At 72.3% G+C, this 13873-nt stretch carries 14 protein-coding genes and 1 riboswitch; of the genes, 6 read left to right on the top strand and 8 right to left on the bottom strand.

Annotation, left to right across the window (positions count from 1 at the left end; all coding sequences use genetic code 11):
• Window positions 1-185 precede the first annotated feature (185 nt).
• The 3 genes from ABZV42_RS33495 to thiO form a co-directional block, all read right to left on the bottom strand.
• The gene (locus ABZV42_RS33495; RefSeq protein WP_355989329.1) at window positions 186-980 is read right to left on the bottom strand and encodes a thiazole synthase; all 795 of its coding nucleotides are present in this window, start codon (window positions 978-980) and stop codon (window positions 186-188) included.
• Window positions 981-983: 3 nt separating this feature from the next.
• Window positions 984-1184: a sulfur carrier protein ThiS gene (gene thiS, locus ABZV42_RS33490; protein ID WP_355989327.1), complete on the bottom strand. Its 201-nt coding sequence runs from the start codon at window positions 1182-1184 to the stop codon at window positions 984-986.
• Entirely contained in the window at window positions 1181-2347 is a 1167-nt protein-coding gene (gene thiO / locus ABZV42_RS33485) for a glycine oxidase ThiO (protein ID WP_356055187.1), read from the bottom strand. Before thiO ends, thiS begins: the two co-directional genes overlap by 4 nt.
• A riboswitch (TPP riboswitch) is annotated at window positions 2345-2456 on the bottom strand. It overlaps the preceding gene by 3 nt.
• Before the next feature lie 52 nt (window positions 2457-2508).
• On the opposite strand from thiO, the gene ABZV42_RS33480 reads away from it, so the two are divergent.
• From ABZV42_RS33480 to ABZV42_RS33455, 6 genes are all read left to right on the top strand, one after another.
• Window positions 2509-2886: a hypothetical protein gene (locus tag ABZV42_RS33480; protein WP_355989322.1), complete on the top strand. Its 378-nt coding sequence runs from the start codon at window positions 2509-2511 to the stop codon at window positions 2884-2886.
• 32 nt (window positions 2887-2918) lie between these two features.
• Window positions 2919-4157, top strand: coding sequence for an FAD-dependent oxidoreductase (locus tag ABZV42_RS33475; RefSeq protein WP_355989319.1), 1239 nt, complete (start codon window positions 2919-2921; stop codon window positions 4155-4157).
• 65 nt (window positions 4158-4222) lie between these two features.
• Window positions 4223-4594 carry an Rv2175c family DNA-binding protein gene (locus ABZV42_RS33470; protein WP_355989317.1) on the top strand — a complete coding sequence of 124 codons (372 nt, stop codon included), beginning with the start codon at window positions 4223-4225 and terminating at the stop codon, window positions 4592-4594.
• Between the two features lie 91 nt (window positions 4595-4685).
• Complete coding sequence (thiE, locus tag ABZV42_RS33465; protein WP_355989314.1) at window positions 4686-5345, top strand: thiamine phosphate synthase; 660 nt, start codon at window positions 4686-4688, stop codon at window positions 5343-5345.
• Between the two features lie 129 nt (window positions 5346-5474).
• Window positions 5475-6398 carry a methylenetetrahydrofolate reductase [NAD(P)H] gene (gene metF, locus ABZV42_RS33460; RefSeq protein ID WP_355989311.1) on the top strand — a complete coding sequence of 308 codons (924 nt, stop codon included), beginning with the start codon at window positions 5475-5477 and terminating at the stop codon, window positions 6396-6398.
• A gap of 56 nt (window positions 6399-6454) precedes the next feature.
• Window positions 6455-7471 (top strand): hypothetical protein, encoded by a 1017-nt coding sequence (locus tag ABZV42_RS33455; protein WP_355989309.1) that lies wholly within the window; start codon window positions 6455-6457, stop codon window positions 7469-7471.
• A gap of 61 nt (window positions 7472-7532) precedes the next feature.
• Here the strand turns inward: ABZV42_RS33455 and ABZV42_RS33450 are convergent, their stop codons facing one another.
• The 5 genes from ABZV42_RS33450 to ABZV42_RS33430 form a co-directional block, all read right to left on the bottom strand.
• Window positions 7533-9020, bottom strand: a complete 1488-nt coding sequence (locus ABZV42_RS33450; RefSeq protein WP_355989307.1) for an NAD(P)/FAD-dependent oxidoreductase — start codon at window positions 9018-9020, stop codon at window positions 7533-7535.
• 36 nt (window positions 9021-9056) lie between these two features.
• Window positions 9057-9695: a DUF4126 domain-containing protein gene (locus tag ABZV42_RS33445; protein ID WP_356055185.1), complete on the bottom strand. Its 639-nt coding sequence runs from the start codon at window positions 9693-9695 to the stop codon at window positions 9057-9059.
• Between the two features lie 382 nt (window positions 9696-10077).
• On the bottom strand, window positions 10078-10707 hold the full coding sequence (locus ABZV42_RS33440) for a TetR/AcrR family transcriptional regulator (RefSeq protein ID WP_355989303.1): 630 nt from the start codon (window positions 10705-10707) through the stop codon (window positions 10078-10080).
• A 35-nt stretch (window positions 10708-10742) separates the two neighbouring features.
• The gene (locus tag ABZV42_RS33435; protein ID WP_356055183.1) at window positions 10743-12827 is read right to left on the bottom strand and encodes a YhgE/Pip domain-containing protein; all 2085 of its coding nucleotides are present in this window, start codon (window positions 12825-12827) and stop codon (window positions 10743-10745) included.
• Entirely contained in the window at window positions 12814-13716 is a 903-nt protein-coding gene (locus ABZV42_RS33430; protein WP_356055181.1) for an ATP-binding cassette domain-containing protein, read from the bottom strand. Before ABZV42_RS33430 ends, ABZV42_RS33435 begins: the two co-directional genes overlap by 14 nt.
• Between the last annotated feature and the right edge of the window lie 157 nt (window positions 13717-13873).

Below are 13873 nucleotides of genomic sequence, written 5' to 3'. Positions count from 1 at the left end.
AGTCTACGAGCCGCCACTGTCACGGCGCCCCGTTCGGCCGATACAGGGGCCCGACTGCAGCCGAGCTGTGACGCGCACCTGACGCACGAAGATCTGTTCGTCGTACAGATGTCCGATCAGATCCTGTCTGTCGCCGCAAGACCACAACACGACAACCTGCTGCGACTCCCCGGGCGGACCGGCGATCAGAACGCCGGGCGCTCCGGGTCCAGCGCCGCCATGCCCTCCGTTGGGGAGGACGCCGCCGCGAAGTGCCGCCGGGGGATGCGTCCCGCCCTCCGCGCCAGCCGCCCCGCCTCCACCGCGTGCCGCATGGCCTCCGCCATCAGCACGGGCTCCTGCGCCCGTGTCACCGCCGAGGCGAGCATCACCCCCGCACATCCCAGCTCCATGGCGAGCGCGGCGTCCGACGCCGTACCGGCCCCCGCGTCCAGGATCACCGGCACGCCCGCGTGCCCGACGATCAGCTCGAAGTTGTGCGGGTTGCGGATCCCGAGCCCGGACCCGATGGGCGAGCCGAGCGGCATGATCGCCGCACAGCCGACGTCCTCCAGCTTCCGCGCCAGGACCGGGTCGTCGTTCGTGTACGGCAGCACGGTGAAGCCGTCGTCGACCAGCGTCTCCGCCGCGTCCAGCAGCTCGATCGGATCGGGCAGCAGGGTGCGCTCGTCGGCGATGACCTCCAGCTTGACCAGATCGGTGCCCAGCGCCTCACGCGCCAGCCGCGCGGTCAGCACGGCCTCGCCCGCGGTGTAGCAGCCGGCCGTGTTCGGCAGGACACGGATGTCCAGCCGGCCGAGCACCGACAGGACCGAGCCGTGCACGGACGCGTCCACGCGCCGCATCGCGACCGTCGTCAGCTCCGTGCCGGACGCCACCAGGGAGCGCTCCAGCACGTCGAGGCTGGGCGCGCCGCCCGTCCCCATGATCAGCCGGGACGTGTAGGCCGTACCGCCGAGGACGAAGGGGTCGTCTGCCATGGGTCAGCCTCCTTGGACGGCGGTGAGGACTTCGACGCGGTCGTCCTCGGCGAGCGCGGTGGACGACCACTGCGTTCGAGGGACGACGGTCTCGTTCAGTGCGGCGGCCACCCCGGACGACGCCGGGGTGAGGGTCGCGACGAGCGCGTCCAGAGCGGTTCCTGCGGCGATCCGCCGCCGCTCCCCGTTGACGACGATGTTCATACGGGCAGCTCCGTGCGGGCCGTGGCGCCGAAGCGCAGGGGGGTGAAGGGGCGGGCTTCGGCGGGGAGTTCGCCGGTGGTCAGGACATGGGCCATCACATCGCCGGTCACGGGCGTCAGGAGGACACCGTTGCGGAAGTGCCCGGTGGCCAGCAGCAGACCGTCCAGCGCGCTCGGGCCGAGCATCGGAGCGTTGTCGGGCGAGCCGGGGCGCAGACCCGCGCGGGTCTCGACGAGCGGCAGCTCGGTGATCCCGGGGACCAGTTCGTGGGCGTCGCGCAGCAGTTCGTAGACGCCGCCCGCCGTCACGGTGGTGTCCCAGCCCAGCTCCTCGCTCGTCGCGCCCACCACGAGCTCGCCGTTCTCGCGCGGCACCAGGTAGACGTGGCTGCCGCGCACCACGGCCCGCACGGTGCGGCTCAGGAACGGCGCGTACCGCCGCGGCACGGTCAGCCGCAGCACCTGCCCCTTGACCGGGCGCACCGGCGGCACGGCGTCCTGCGGGACACCCGCCAGACGCCCGCTGAGGCTGCCCCCGGCGAGCACCACCCGGCCCGCGGTGAGTTCGGTGCCGTCCGTGGTGACGACTCCGGCGGCCCGGTCCCGTACGACCGTCAGGCGCTCCGCCCAGGTCCTGTGCAGTGCCACCCCGGCCCGCTCGCACGCCGTGACCAGGGCTCCCGCGAGGCGCCGCGGGTCGATCTGGTGGTCGCCGTCCACCCGCAGACCCCCGCGCACACCGGGCGCGAGCATCGGCTCAAGGCGGCGGCACTCGCGGCCGCTCAGCCACTCCGACTCCAGCCCCGAACGGACCTGGAGCGCGTGCAGTTCCCGCAGATGGGCGCGGTCGTCGGCGTCCAGCGCGACGGCCAGCGTGCCCGACCGGCGGTAGCCGAGATCCTCGCCGGTCGCCTCGGTGAGCTCGGCGGCGAAGTCCGGATAGCGGCGCGCCGAGGCGAGGTTGAGGCCCAGCAGGGTCTCCTCGCCGAAGTGCAGCTCGGTGACGGCGGCCAGCATCCCGGCCGCGACCCGGGCGGCCCCGCCGCCCGGCTCGGGGTCCACGAGCGCGGTGGTGAACCCGCGTTGCGCGGCCCGCCAGGCCGTCACCAGACCGATGATCCCGCCCCCGACGACGAGGACGTCCGACGAACGTGCAGACGGCATGGGCGTCCAGCCCCTCCCTTCGCCGGCATGACCCGGATCAGGTTCGTACGGTCGGAGGCCGCCAGCCTCCCTCTCAGCCCGGTGCGTCCGGGCTCCCGCGAGTGCTTTACGTTGGCCACCCTAGCCCGCCCCCGTCCGTCTCGGTAAGGGAGCCTCCGCCCGTGGCACGACCCCTCGACGGCCTCGTCCTCGCGCCCGTCGCCGACCAGGCCGCCGGCCAGGTCGGCACCCTCACCCGGTTCACGTACCACGAGGAGGACGGCGTGGTCTGGGCCGAGTACGCGGGCGGCGACATCGTCCGCGGACACCTCGTGGGCACCCGCGAGGGCGACCGCCTCGACTTCCGGTACGTGCAGCTCAAACGCGACGGGACCACCGCGTCGGGCCACTGCGTGTCCCTCGTCCTCGAACTGCCCGACGGCCGTGTCCGGCTGGAGGAGACCTGGACGTGGGAGTCCCGGCGGGGTTCCGGGACGAGCGTGGTGGAAGAGGTGCGCGGGACCCGCCGTGTGGAACAGGTCACCGAGCACGTCAGCTGACTGACGAATCGTCACGTGTCTATGGTGATCAGGTGAGCGATCAGACGCAGGCACAGTCCCCGTCGCGCAGGCCCACGGCACGGCGGGTCGTCGTGGTGGGCGCGGGCATGGCCGGGGTGCAGACCGCGGTCGCCCTGCGCGAACAGGGTTTCACCGGCACCGTCACGCTGATCGGCGCGGAGCCGCATCAGCCCTACGACCGGCCACCGCTGTCCAAGGCCGTCCTGCTGGGCAAGGCCGAGGGCTCCGCCTTCGACGTCGACTTCGAGGCCCTGGACATCGACCTCAGGCTGGGCAGCGAGGCCCTCGCCGTGCGGCCGGGCGACCATGAACTGGACACGGCCGGGGGACCGGTCCCGTACGACGTCCTGGTCGTCGCCACCGGCGCCGAGCCGATCCGGCTCCCCGGCGCCGAAGGCGTGCCCGGAGTGCATCTGCTGCGCACCCTGGACGACGCCGACCGGCTGCGACCCGTTCTCGCCCGGCAGCACGACATCGTGGTGGTCGGAGCCGGCTGGATCGGCGCCGAGTTCGCCACCGCGGCGCGCGAGGCGGGCTGCGCGGTCACCGTCGTCGAGGCCGCCGACCGGCCGCTCGCCGGAGTGCTGCCGGCCGAGGTGGCCGCCCCGATGGCCGCCTGGTACGCGGACAGCGGGGCCTCGCTGCGCACCAACGCGCGCGTGGAGCGTGTCGAGCCGGGCGCGGTGGTCCTGGACGACGGCTCCCGGGTGCCCGCGGGCGCCGTCGTGGTCGGGATCGGGGCGCGGCCCGCGACCGCCTGGATCGCCGGCTCCGGCATCGAACTCGGCGCCGACCGCGAGATCGTTGCCGACGACCACCTGCGCACCTCCCTGCCGGACGTCTACGCGGTCGGCGACTGCGCCTCCTTCCCGTCCGGGCGCTACGAGCGGCGCCTTCTCGTCCACCACTGGGACAACGCCCTCCAGGGTCCGCGCACGGTCGCCCTGAACATCGTCGGGGAGACCCCGGCCGCCTACGACCCCGTGCCGTACTTCTGGTCCGAGCAGTTCGGCCGTTTCGTGCAGTACGTCGGCCACCACGGGCCCGCCGACACCCTGGTGTGGCGCGGCGACCCCGCGGGCGTCTCCTGGTCGGTGTGCTGGCTCCGCGGGGAACGGCTCGTCGCCCTGCTGGCGGTGGGCCGCCCGAGGGATCTCGCCCAGGGCCGCCGGCTGATCGAGGCGGGTGTCGCCATGGACCCGGAGCTGCTCGTGGACCCGTCGAGGCCGCTGAAGGCCGCCACTGCCTGATCCCTCACCCCGCGGTCGGACGCCCTCGGCTTCCGACTGTCGGCCCGGGATGGCACGCTTGTCCCGTGACCGAGATTGACGCAAAGATCGATGCTCTCGTCCCCGCCTGGCTCACCCTCCCCGACATCGCCGAACAGTTCGGTGTCGAGGTGACACGCGTCCGGCAGCTGCTCAAGGAGGGCCAGCTGATCGCCGTACGCCGTGGTGAGAACCGCGCGCTGCATGTCCCCGCCGACTTCATCGACGTGGCCGAGCAGAAGGTCGTCAAGGGCCTGGCAGGCACCCTGACGCTCCTGAGGGACGACGGCTTCTCCGACGAAGAGGCCCTCGAGTGGCTCTTCACCCCCGACCCGACCCTGCCCGGCACCCCCGCGCAGGCGCTGAGCGAGAATCGCGGCACGGAGGTGAAGCGCCGCGCCCAGGCGCTCGCCGTCTGACCTTTTTCGAGACCGTCCGGCACGGGGAGCACGGCGGCGGGACCATCCCGGCCGCCGCGCTCCCCGCGCACCGACAACGGGGGACCCACGCATGCCCGAGAACGCCGCCACGACCGCGCGGGACCGCCTCGCCGACGCCCGTGTCTATCTGTGCACGGACGCCCGCAGACGCCAGGGCGACCTCGCCGAGTTCCTCGACGCGGTCCTGGCGGGCGGTGTCGACATCGTGCAGCTGCGCGACAAGGGCATGGAGGCGGGGGAGGAGCTGGAGCACCTCCAGGTCTTCGCGGACGCCTGTGCCCGGCACGGCAAGCTCCTCGCGGTCAACGACCGCGCGGACGTGGCCCACGCCGCCCGCGCCGGAGTCCTGCACCTGGGCCAGGGGGACCTTCCGGTTCCCGCGGCCCGCGCGATCCTCGGCGACGAGGTGGTCATCGGCCGTTCCACGCACGCCGCGTCCGAGGCCGAGGCCGCCGCCGTCCAGGAGGGCGTGGACTACTTCTGCACCGGCCCCTGCTGGCCCACCCCCACCAAGCCCGGCCGCCACGCACCCGGCCTCGGCCTGGTCCGCAGCACGGCGGCCCTCGGCACCGACCGTCCCTGGTTCGCGATCGGCGGCATCGACCTCGGCCGGCTGGACGAGGTGCTCGAAGCGGGCGCCCGCCGCGTCGTCGTCGTACGGGCGATCACCGAGGCCGACGATCCGGGCGCCGCAGCGGCGGAGTTCGCGAAGCGGCTGCGCACGGCGTAGGCCGCCGGGCATCCGCTCGGACAGCCGCCCGGCCGGGCGGCTGTCCGAGGGGTGGACAAGAAGTCGACAGTTCGGACAAAAGTCAGCGGTTCGGTTGGGTGACCGACGCCCGCTGGCTAACCTGCGAGTATGGCCCTCGGATCTGCTTCCACCAGGACTGATCGCGCGCGCACCGTGCGCGACATGCTCGCGACCGGCAAACAGACCTTTTCCTTCGAGTTCTCGGCGCCGAAGACCCCCAAGGGCGAGCGGAATCTGTGGAACGCCCTGCGCCGGGTCGAGGCCGTGGCCCCCGACTTCGTCTCCGTGACCTACGGAGCCGGCGGTTCGACGCGGGCCGGCACGGTCAAGGAGACCGAGCAGATCGTCCTCGACACGACCCTCACCCCGGTCGCGCACCTCACCGCGGTCAACCACTCCATCGCGGAACTGCGCAACATCATCGGGCAGTACGCGGACGCGGGCATCCGCAACATGCTCGCCGTGCGCGGAGACCCGCCGGGCGACCCCATGGGGGAGTGGGTCTCCCACCCCCAGGGTCTGACGTACGCGGCCGAACTCGTGCGCCTCATCAAGGAATCCGGCGATTTTTGTGTCGGGGTCGCCGCCTTCCCCGAGATGCACCCCCGCTCCGCGGAGTGGGACCTGGACGTCTCCCACTTCGTCGACAAGTGCCGCGCCGGCGCCGACTACGCGATCACGCAGATGTTCTTCCAGCCGGAGTCCTACCTCCGTCTGCGTGACCGCGTCGACGCGGCGGGCTGCGCGACGCCGGTCATCCCCGAAGTCATGCCCGTGACAAGTGTGAAGATGTTGGAACGGCTGCCCAAACTCTCGAATGCTTCGTTCCCGGACGCCCTGAAAGAGCGGATCCTCACAGTCAAAGACGATCCGGCGGCTGTACGCTCCATTGGGATCGAGTTCGCGACGGAGTTCTGCGCGGGGCTGCTGGCCGAGGGAGTACCCGGACTGCACTTCATCACGCTCAACAACTCCACGGCGACGCTGGAAATCTACGAGAATCTGGGCCTGCACCACCCGCAGCAGGCCTAGACCGGTCGCACCCGCGTACGACACACTGCGTAGCGGCCACTGGGAGAGGGGCGTACATGGGCTTGACGGTCCTCTATCTGGCATTCGGCATCGTCGCGCTGTGGCTGCTCGGCGAGGTGCTGTTGCAGTACAAGGCGCGGCTGCGGTTCCGGCTGCTCGCCTTCGTGGGCTTTCTCGGCGTGGTCCTCGGTGTCCTGATGCACTCGGTCCCGGTCATCGGCCTGGGCGCGGCCGCCTTCACGGTCGGCCAGACGTATGTGACGCTGTCGTTCCGCCAGGGCTTCGCACAGGGCTGGGCCATCAAGGGCCCCGGGGTGGAGGGCAAGCCCGGCAAACCCAGCAAGCGCCGCCGCGGCGAGCCGGAGGACGCGGACGCACCCGAGGACAACTCCGACCTCGAAGAGGTCGAGGTGGCCGCCTACCGGCGCGAGGACGAGTACACGGCCGACGAGGACGATGTCTTCACGCCCGCCCCTTCCGACCGCTTCGCGCCCCCGGAGCCGGCCGAGCCCACGGCCGCCGAGTCGACCTCGGTGTACGAACCGCAGCCCCTGCCCGAGGACACCGGCTCCTACGGCGTCTACGACGCCGCCGCGTACTCGGCCGCCGCCGACCAGTCCTACGCCGGCGCCTCCCAGTCCCAGGACCAGGAGGCCTACTCGACGGGCCAGAACCAGCAGGCCTACGCGACGGGCCAGAACCAGCAGGCCTACGCGTACGACGGCTACACGGGCTACGACCAGCAGCAGTACGGCTACGGCACCGGCCAGCAGCAGTACGCCACCTACACGGACCCGTACACCGGGCAGCAGACGTACACGGGCGCCACGTACGACCAGAGCGCCTACGCCGGCGGCGACCAGCAGTACGCGCAGCAACAGCAGCAGAACTACGGCCAGGACCAGTACGCCAACGGTACCTACGGTGGCGAGACCCCGTCCGGCGGTGTCTGGGTGCCGCAGCAGCGCACCGACGAGTACGGCGGCGAACTCCCGCCCGAACAGCAGCAGCAGTACCCGTACCAGGGCAACAACAACGGCAACGCCGGGTACGACGAGCAGTACCGCTACTGACCGGCCGGACAGCGGCCGAGGTCTCGCCCACCGCCTTCCGGCGTTCCCGCCGCGGTGCCGGTCACTGCGAGCCCTGGAAGTGCGGTCCCTCCACGATCAGTCCGGCCACCAGCGCGCCCGACATGCCCGCGTGCGGCAGACCGCCGCCGGGGTGTGCCCAGCCCCCGGCCGCGAAGAGTCCCGGGATCCGCGTGGTGTTCGACGGGTACAGCAGCCGGCCGTCCGCCGCGGCCAGCGCCGGGGCGGGAACCGCGCCACCCGCCACCCCGGTCGTCTCCGCGATGTCGGCCGGGGTGCGGACCTCGTGCCACAGGAGCCGGTCGCGCAGACCGGGCAGGGCCCGCCCGGCGGCGCCGAGAACCCGCTCCACGTCCTCCCCGGACACCTGAGCGCCGGACGGCACGGTGACGGTCAGTGTCACCGCCTCGTGCTCAGCGTCCGGCACGAGCGCCGGGTCGTCGGGACGTGCCACCACGACGGTCGGCGCCGCGGGCACCCCGGGGCGCTCGCCGAAGAGCCGCTCCAGCTCACCGTCGCGGTCGGCCGAGTGGACCACCGTCCGGTGCGCCACCCCGGCCGGCCGCCCGCCGCGCAGCGCGAGCAGCAGCGTCAGCCGGCTCGCCGCGCCGGGCCGCGGCGGTACCTCGTCACCGCCCCGGAGCCCGGCCCCGGTGAGGAGGCCCTCCGGTGCCACGCCCGCGACCACGAAGTCCGCCTCCTCGAACGTGCCGCCCGGGGAGAGCTCCACACCGGCGACCCGGCCGTCCCTCTCGGCGATCCGCTCGACCCGGGTGCCGAAACGGAACTCGACCTTGCGCTCCAGACACCGCTCGTACACGGCGCGCGCCAACTCCCGGATTCCGCCGCGCACGTACCAGGTGCCGAAGGCGTGGTCCATGTACGGCAGCACGGCGGCGCTCGCCGGGGTCGCGCGCGGGTCGAGCCCGTACGCCAGGGCGTGGCTCTCCAGGAGGGCCGTCAGGCGCGTGTCGCGCAGCTCCCAGGCGGCGACCTCGGCGAGGGTCCCGGCCCGGCGGGTGCGCAGCAGCTTCCGGTGCGGCACCGACGGATAGGGGTCGCGCTCGGCCAGCACCGCCCAGTCGGCCCACAGCGGCTCCTCAAGGAGCGGCCGGCGCGCACGGTCCCACGCCTCCCGGGCCCGCACCAGGAAGTCGCCCCACCGCGTGCCCGCACCGTCGCCAAGCGCTTCGTCCAGGGCGGCGACCACGCCCGCGCGCGAGGCGTTGGGCAGGGACACCCGGGTGCCGTCCGCGAAGACGTGGCCGGCCGCCGGGTCGACCTGGACCAGCTCGACGCACTCCTCCAGAGGCCGCTTCCCGGTCTTGACGAACAGGTCGCGATGGACCGCGGGCACCGGCAGCAGCCCCGGGCCCGTGTCGAAGACGAAGCCGTCCCGCTCGAAGCGGCGCACCGCACCGCCGTACGTCTCCGTACGCTCGTACACCACGACCCGGTGGCCCGCGACGGCCAGCCGGGCGGCGGCCGCCATCGCGCCCATCCCGGCGCCGATCACCGCGATCCGTCCCATGCCGGCGACTTTATCGGCCCCCACCGACAGCCCCCGTCAGTCGCGGTCCGCCCACGGCGCCCCGCCGTACCGCCGCCGCGCCACGGCACCCGTCCTGCGCTCCTCGCGGCGCTGCGCCCGGCGGCGCAGGAACCGTCTGATCCGCGAGACGAGGAAAAAGAGCACGGCGAGCCCGGTGCACAGCAGGACACCGGCGACGACCGCCGCGGCCCAGGGATGGAAGATCGCCAGCGTGACGATCCCCGCGACCCCGAGATCCTCGGCGGTGCTCAGCACGATGTTGCTGAAGGGTTCCGGCGAGGTGTTGACCGCCATCCGGGTCCCGGCCTTGACCGTGTGGCTGGCCAGGGCGGTCGAACCGCCGAGCACGGCCGCCGCCAGGTCCGGGACCGAGCCGCTCTGTCCGGCGAGCATCGCACCGACCCAGGCGCCCGCCGCGGGCCGGATCACGGTGTGCACCGAGTCCCACACCGAGTCGACGTACGGGATCTTGTCGGCGACCGCCTCGCAGACGAAGAGAACCCCGACTGTGACCAGGATCTCAGGGCGTTGCAGGGCCTGCGGGACGTCGTTGCTCAGCCCGGTGGCGCCGAAGACGCCGAGGAGCAGCACCACCGCGTACGCGTTGATGCCGCTGGCCCAGCCGCTGGTGAAGACCAGGGGGAGTACGGACACGGAGGGGATCGTAACCAGTCGGCGACGGCCGCGTCCTGGGTCTGAGCGCGCACGCCTGAGTATCCGTACCTACAGGGTGAGATGAGTAGCCGCACGGATGGGCCCGACCTGCGGGAACGGGAGAGTGGAGGCACGGAAAGGGGCGCGGCTCCGGCACCGCCGACACGGGGCGGCGGAACGGAACTCGCGCCCTTGGCCGCTCCTTCCGCCGGCCCGCTCGGCGGGAGCGAGACACGGGGGAACCCGGGGGACGACCGAACGGGGGCCCGACGGGGGTACGGGGGAGCACGGCGAAGCGCCGGTAGGGACGGCCCGTGGGGGACGCGGCCGTCCGGACCGGCGCTTCGTGGTTGCCGGGCACCCGGCGCTCGGAAACCCGTCCTCAGCGGTGGCCGCTCACGCGTCCCTGGAGGAGCCGGGACAGTGCCGCGTGGACGTCGTCCAGGGAGCGCTCCGGCTGGAACGCCTGCCAGTCCAGGGCGGCCACCAGGACCATCCCGACCAGCGCCGCCGCCGTCAGCGGGATGTCGATCTCGTCGCTGAGCTCCCCGCCCGCCACCGCGTCGCGCAGAACGTCCTCGACGACCGCCACCGCCTGCTGCCGCACCACCATCAGGGTGGACTGCCAGGCCCGGTTGGTGCGCCAGAGCTCCGCCACGTAGAGCTGGGTGAACGCCGGATAGCGGTTGATGAAGACGAGTCCGGCCCGGATCATCGCGTCCAGCGCGTCGACCTTGCTGCCGCCGTCCCGGTCCGTCTTCTCCGCCGCCTCCCGCAGCGACGCGGTGAGGAGCCCCACGCCATGGCGCAGCAGCTCTTCGAAGAGGACCGATTTGCTCGCGAAGTTGTAGTAGACCGTGCCCTTGGCGACCCCGGCCCGCTCGGCGATCTCGTCCACCGTGGTGGCGGAGAAGCCCTGTTCGGCGATCAGGGTGACGGCCGCCTCGTAGAGCTTCTGCCGGGTCGCCTCGCGGCGGCCGCCGCCGCCCGCCGTGGTGCTGCTGCTTTCCATGGCTCCGATTGTCACAGGAGCATCCGCGCGCGTGGTCACAGGCTCAGCTCCGGATGCAGCCGGTCGAGGGTCCACACCTGCCTGCGGCGGGCCGTCAGGGCGGTGAGGGCGAGCGCGCCCACCGTGAAGGCCGTCAGTACGGCGCACGCCGTCCGTACCGGCTCCAGGCCGCCGCCGGTGATGAGCCTGCGGAGGGCCTCGACGATGTAACTCATCGGCAGGTAGGGGTGGATCGCGTTGAAGAAGCCCGGACTGGTCTGGACGGGGTACGTGCCGCCCGCCGACGTCAGCTGGAGCATGAGCAGGGCCAGGACGAGGATCCGTCCCGCGGCCCCGAAGCGGGCGTTCAGCCACTGCACGATCGCCGCGAAGCAGGCGGTCACCAGGAACAGGAATCCGACCGTTCCCGCGGCCCGGACCATCTGGAGACCGATCGCCCAGTGCAGCACCGCCATCAGGGCGGCCGTCTGGAGCACGCCGACGGCGGCGACCGGCAGCCAGCCCGCCAGCGCGACGCGCCATGCCGAGGCGCCCGCGGCGAGGGCGCGCCGGTTCAGCGGCTGGATCAGCATGTACGCCACCATCGCGCCGACCCACAGGGACAGCGGGATGAAGTAGGGAGCGAAACCGGTGCCGTAGTTGGGTGCCTTGTGCAGGTCCCTGGAGGCCATGCGCACCGGGTCGGCCATGACCTCGGTACGCAGGTCGCGGTCGGGCTTGTCGTAGTCGGGGATCCGTCCGGCGCCGTCGTGCAGGCCGCCCGCCAGTTTCCCGGAGCCGCCGACGAGCTTGTACAGGCCCCCGTCGAGGTCGCCGGCGCCGGTCTTCAGCCGGCCGACGCCCTTGTCGAGGTCCGCGGCGCCGGTCCCGACGGTGCCGAGACCCTCGTGCAGCCGCTTGGCGCCCCGGGCGACCGCGGCCGCCCCGTCGTTCAGCTTGTCGATCTTCGAGACGGCGTCGTCGAGGTCCTCGGAGAGGTGCGGCGAGCGATCGGCGAGGGCGCGCGCCTGCTTCTCCAGCGTCGCCAGGTTCTTGTCCAGTTCGTCGAGGTCGCCGTCCTGGTCGCCGATCAGGGCGTTCACGTCGTCGGTGACCTTGACGACGTCCGCGGCGGCCTCCGCGGCCTTCGTCAGCTCGGGACAGGCGGGATCGGGAACCGGCAGGGTCTCGCATCGCGCGCGGTGGACGGCGTTCAGCGCGTCGGAGGCGGTGCGCGCGCCCTTGGCGGCGGCCGGAGCCGTCTTCACCAGGGTGCCGAGATTGTGGCGGATGCCCGAGGCCGAGTCGGCGACCAGCCGGGCCGTGTCGCCGATCGACTTCTCGTTGTCCTTCAGGAAGGGGCCCACCTTGTCCGCGACCCCGTCGACCTTGCCGGCCAGCGCCCGGGTGCCGTCCGCGACCTGGTGCGAGCCGTCCTCCAGATCACCGGCGCCCGTGGTGAGCTTCCTGAGGCCCCCGGAGAGCTTCCCGCTGCCCTTCTTGGCCTCCTTCAGGCCGTCCGCGAGATCCTTGGAGCCCTTCTTCGCCCTGCCGATGCCGCTGTTGAGCCGGTCGGCGCCCTCGGCCGCCCGCACGGTCTTGCCGTGGATGTCCGAGAACGAGATGAAGATCTTGTCGAGGAACGAACGCGAGGCCTTCGTGGAGGCGGCCGTGCGCACCTCGCTGAACACCGTGCGGGAGATCTGCCCGACGATGTAGTTGTTCGCGTCGTTGGTGCGCACCTGGAGCGCGCTCGTCTCGGGCGAGGTCCCGGAGCTGGACGCGATCCTCCTGCTGAAGTCGCCAGGCATGGTCAGCGACAGGTAGTACGTGCCGTCCTCCACGCCCCGGCGGGCCTCGGCCGAACTCACCTCGTGCCACTCGAAGGTGTCGCTGTCGCGCAGGCCCGCCGTGATGGTGTCCCCGACGATGACCCTGCGGCCGTCGGCCGTCGCGCCCTTGTCGTCGTTCACCAGCGCCACGGGGATGCGGTCGAGACGGCCGTACGGGTCCCAGAACGACCACAGGTAGAGGGCGCCGTAGAGCAGGGGCAGCAGCAGGAGCGCGACCAGGGCGGCGCGCGGGAGCTTGCCCCGGCCGAAGCGCCGGAGTTCGAGAAGGGCCAATTCAGTTGCGCGCATCGGCCGTGTCCCTGTCGTGTTCGTCGCTGTCGCTGTCGCTGTCGCTGTCGCTGTCGCTGTCGCTGTCGCTGTCGCTGTCGGAATCGGTGGCGGTGCTTGGGGCGGTGTCGGTGCCGGCGGCTTCGGAGGTCGCCGCGGAGTTGATGATGCCGACGGTGCCGGGGTCCGGGTCATCGGAGGTCTTCGCCGTGCCGGCCGGTGCGGTGGACACGACCACGGCGCCTTCGGGAGCCTCGCTGCACACCGCCACGACCGTCGTGCCGGACTCGGTGACGGACCTCAACAGGGCCCACATCTCGGACCGTTCGGCGTCCGAGAGCTTGAGGTCGGTGTCGTCGACGCCGAGCAGCAGCGGGCGGCCCATCAGGGCCAGCGCGAGGGACAGCCGCAGCGTTTCGAGCCGTTCCAGATCGCGTACGGCGGTCCTCGGACCCTTGGGCAGCGTGTCCGGGTCGAGCCCGGCGGCGGCCAGCGCTGCGCCGATCCGTGCCTCGGTCTCGGCCGCCCGCTCGCCCCGAGGGCGCAGCAGGGAGCGCAGCGAGCCCCCGAACCGCCTTTGCAGCAGGGCCCGTTCCCTCAGGTGCTCCCCGACGGTCAGCGCGGGGTCCAGGTCCGTGACCCCGGGCACGTGCGCGAGCGCGCTCGTCCGGCGCACCGCGGCCATCTGCTTCGGCAGTCTCGACGAACCCACGGTTGCCGTCCCCCCGGTGGCCTTCATCCGGCCCGTGAGGGCGAGCAGCAGGCAGGTGCGGCCGGATCCCGAGGGCCCCTCGATCGCGATGAGCGATCCGGGCTCCGCGTCGAGACGGACCCCGCGGAAAACCTGTCCGCGGGGTCCGTCGAGTCCGAAGTCTCCGGCCGCGATGCCCACTCCATGCGGACCGTCCACAGCTCCCCCATCCCCTGGAACACATCGAACCACTTTTGAACTGACTGGTCAGTGCAAAAACTATCCCGAACTTGCGCTCGAAGCAAAAGTGCAGGTCAGAACGGATTGTCAGTGGCATACCGCACGATGGGCACATACGGCCACAGTGCCGTCACAC

Source organism: Streptomyces sp. NPDC005281, assembly GCF_040607495.1.
Lineage (GTDB): Bacteria > Actinomycetota > Actinomycetes > Streptomycetales > Streptomycetaceae > Streptomyces.
This window is presented reverse-complemented; position numbering and strand designations above follow the sequence as displayed.

Excerpts from the sequence above, each read along its gene's own strand:
- ABZV42_RS33495 (WP_355989329.1), bottom strand. The coding sequence starts at position 980 with ATGGCAGACGACCCCTTCGTCCTCGGCGGTACGGCCTACACGTCCCGG.
- thiS (WP_355989327.1), bottom strand. The coding sequence starts at position 1,184 with ATGAACATCGTCGTCAACGGGGAGCGGCGGCGGATCGCCGCAGGAACC.
- thiO (WP_356055187.1), bottom strand. The coding sequence starts at position 2,347 with ATGCCGTCTGCACGTTCGTCGGACGTCCTCGTCGTCGGGGGCGGGATC.
- thiE (WP_355989314.1), top strand. The coding sequence starts at position 4,686 with ATGCCCGAGAACGCCGCCACGACCGCGCGGGACCGCCTCGCCGACGCC.
- metF (WP_355989311.1), top strand. The coding sequence starts at position 5,475 with ATGGCCCTCGGATCTGCTTCCACCAGGACTGATCGCGCGCGCACCGTG.
- ABZV42_RS33455 (WP_355989309.1), top strand. The coding sequence starts at position 6,455 with ATGGGCTTGACGGTCCTCTATCTGGCATTCGGCATCGTCGCGCTGTGG.
- ABZV42_RS33450 (WP_355989307.1), bottom strand. The coding sequence starts at position 9,020 with ATGGGACGGATCGCGGTGATCGGCGCCGGGATGGGCGCGATGGCGGCC.
- ABZV42_RS33440 (WP_355989303.1), bottom strand. The coding sequence starts at position 10,707 with ATGGAAAGCAGCAGCACCACGGCGGGCGGCGGCGGCCGCCGCGAGGCG.
- ABZV42_RS33435 (WP_356055183.1), bottom strand. The coding sequence starts at position 12,827 with ATGCGCGCAACTGAATTGGCCCTTCTCGAACTCCGGCGCTTCGGCCGG.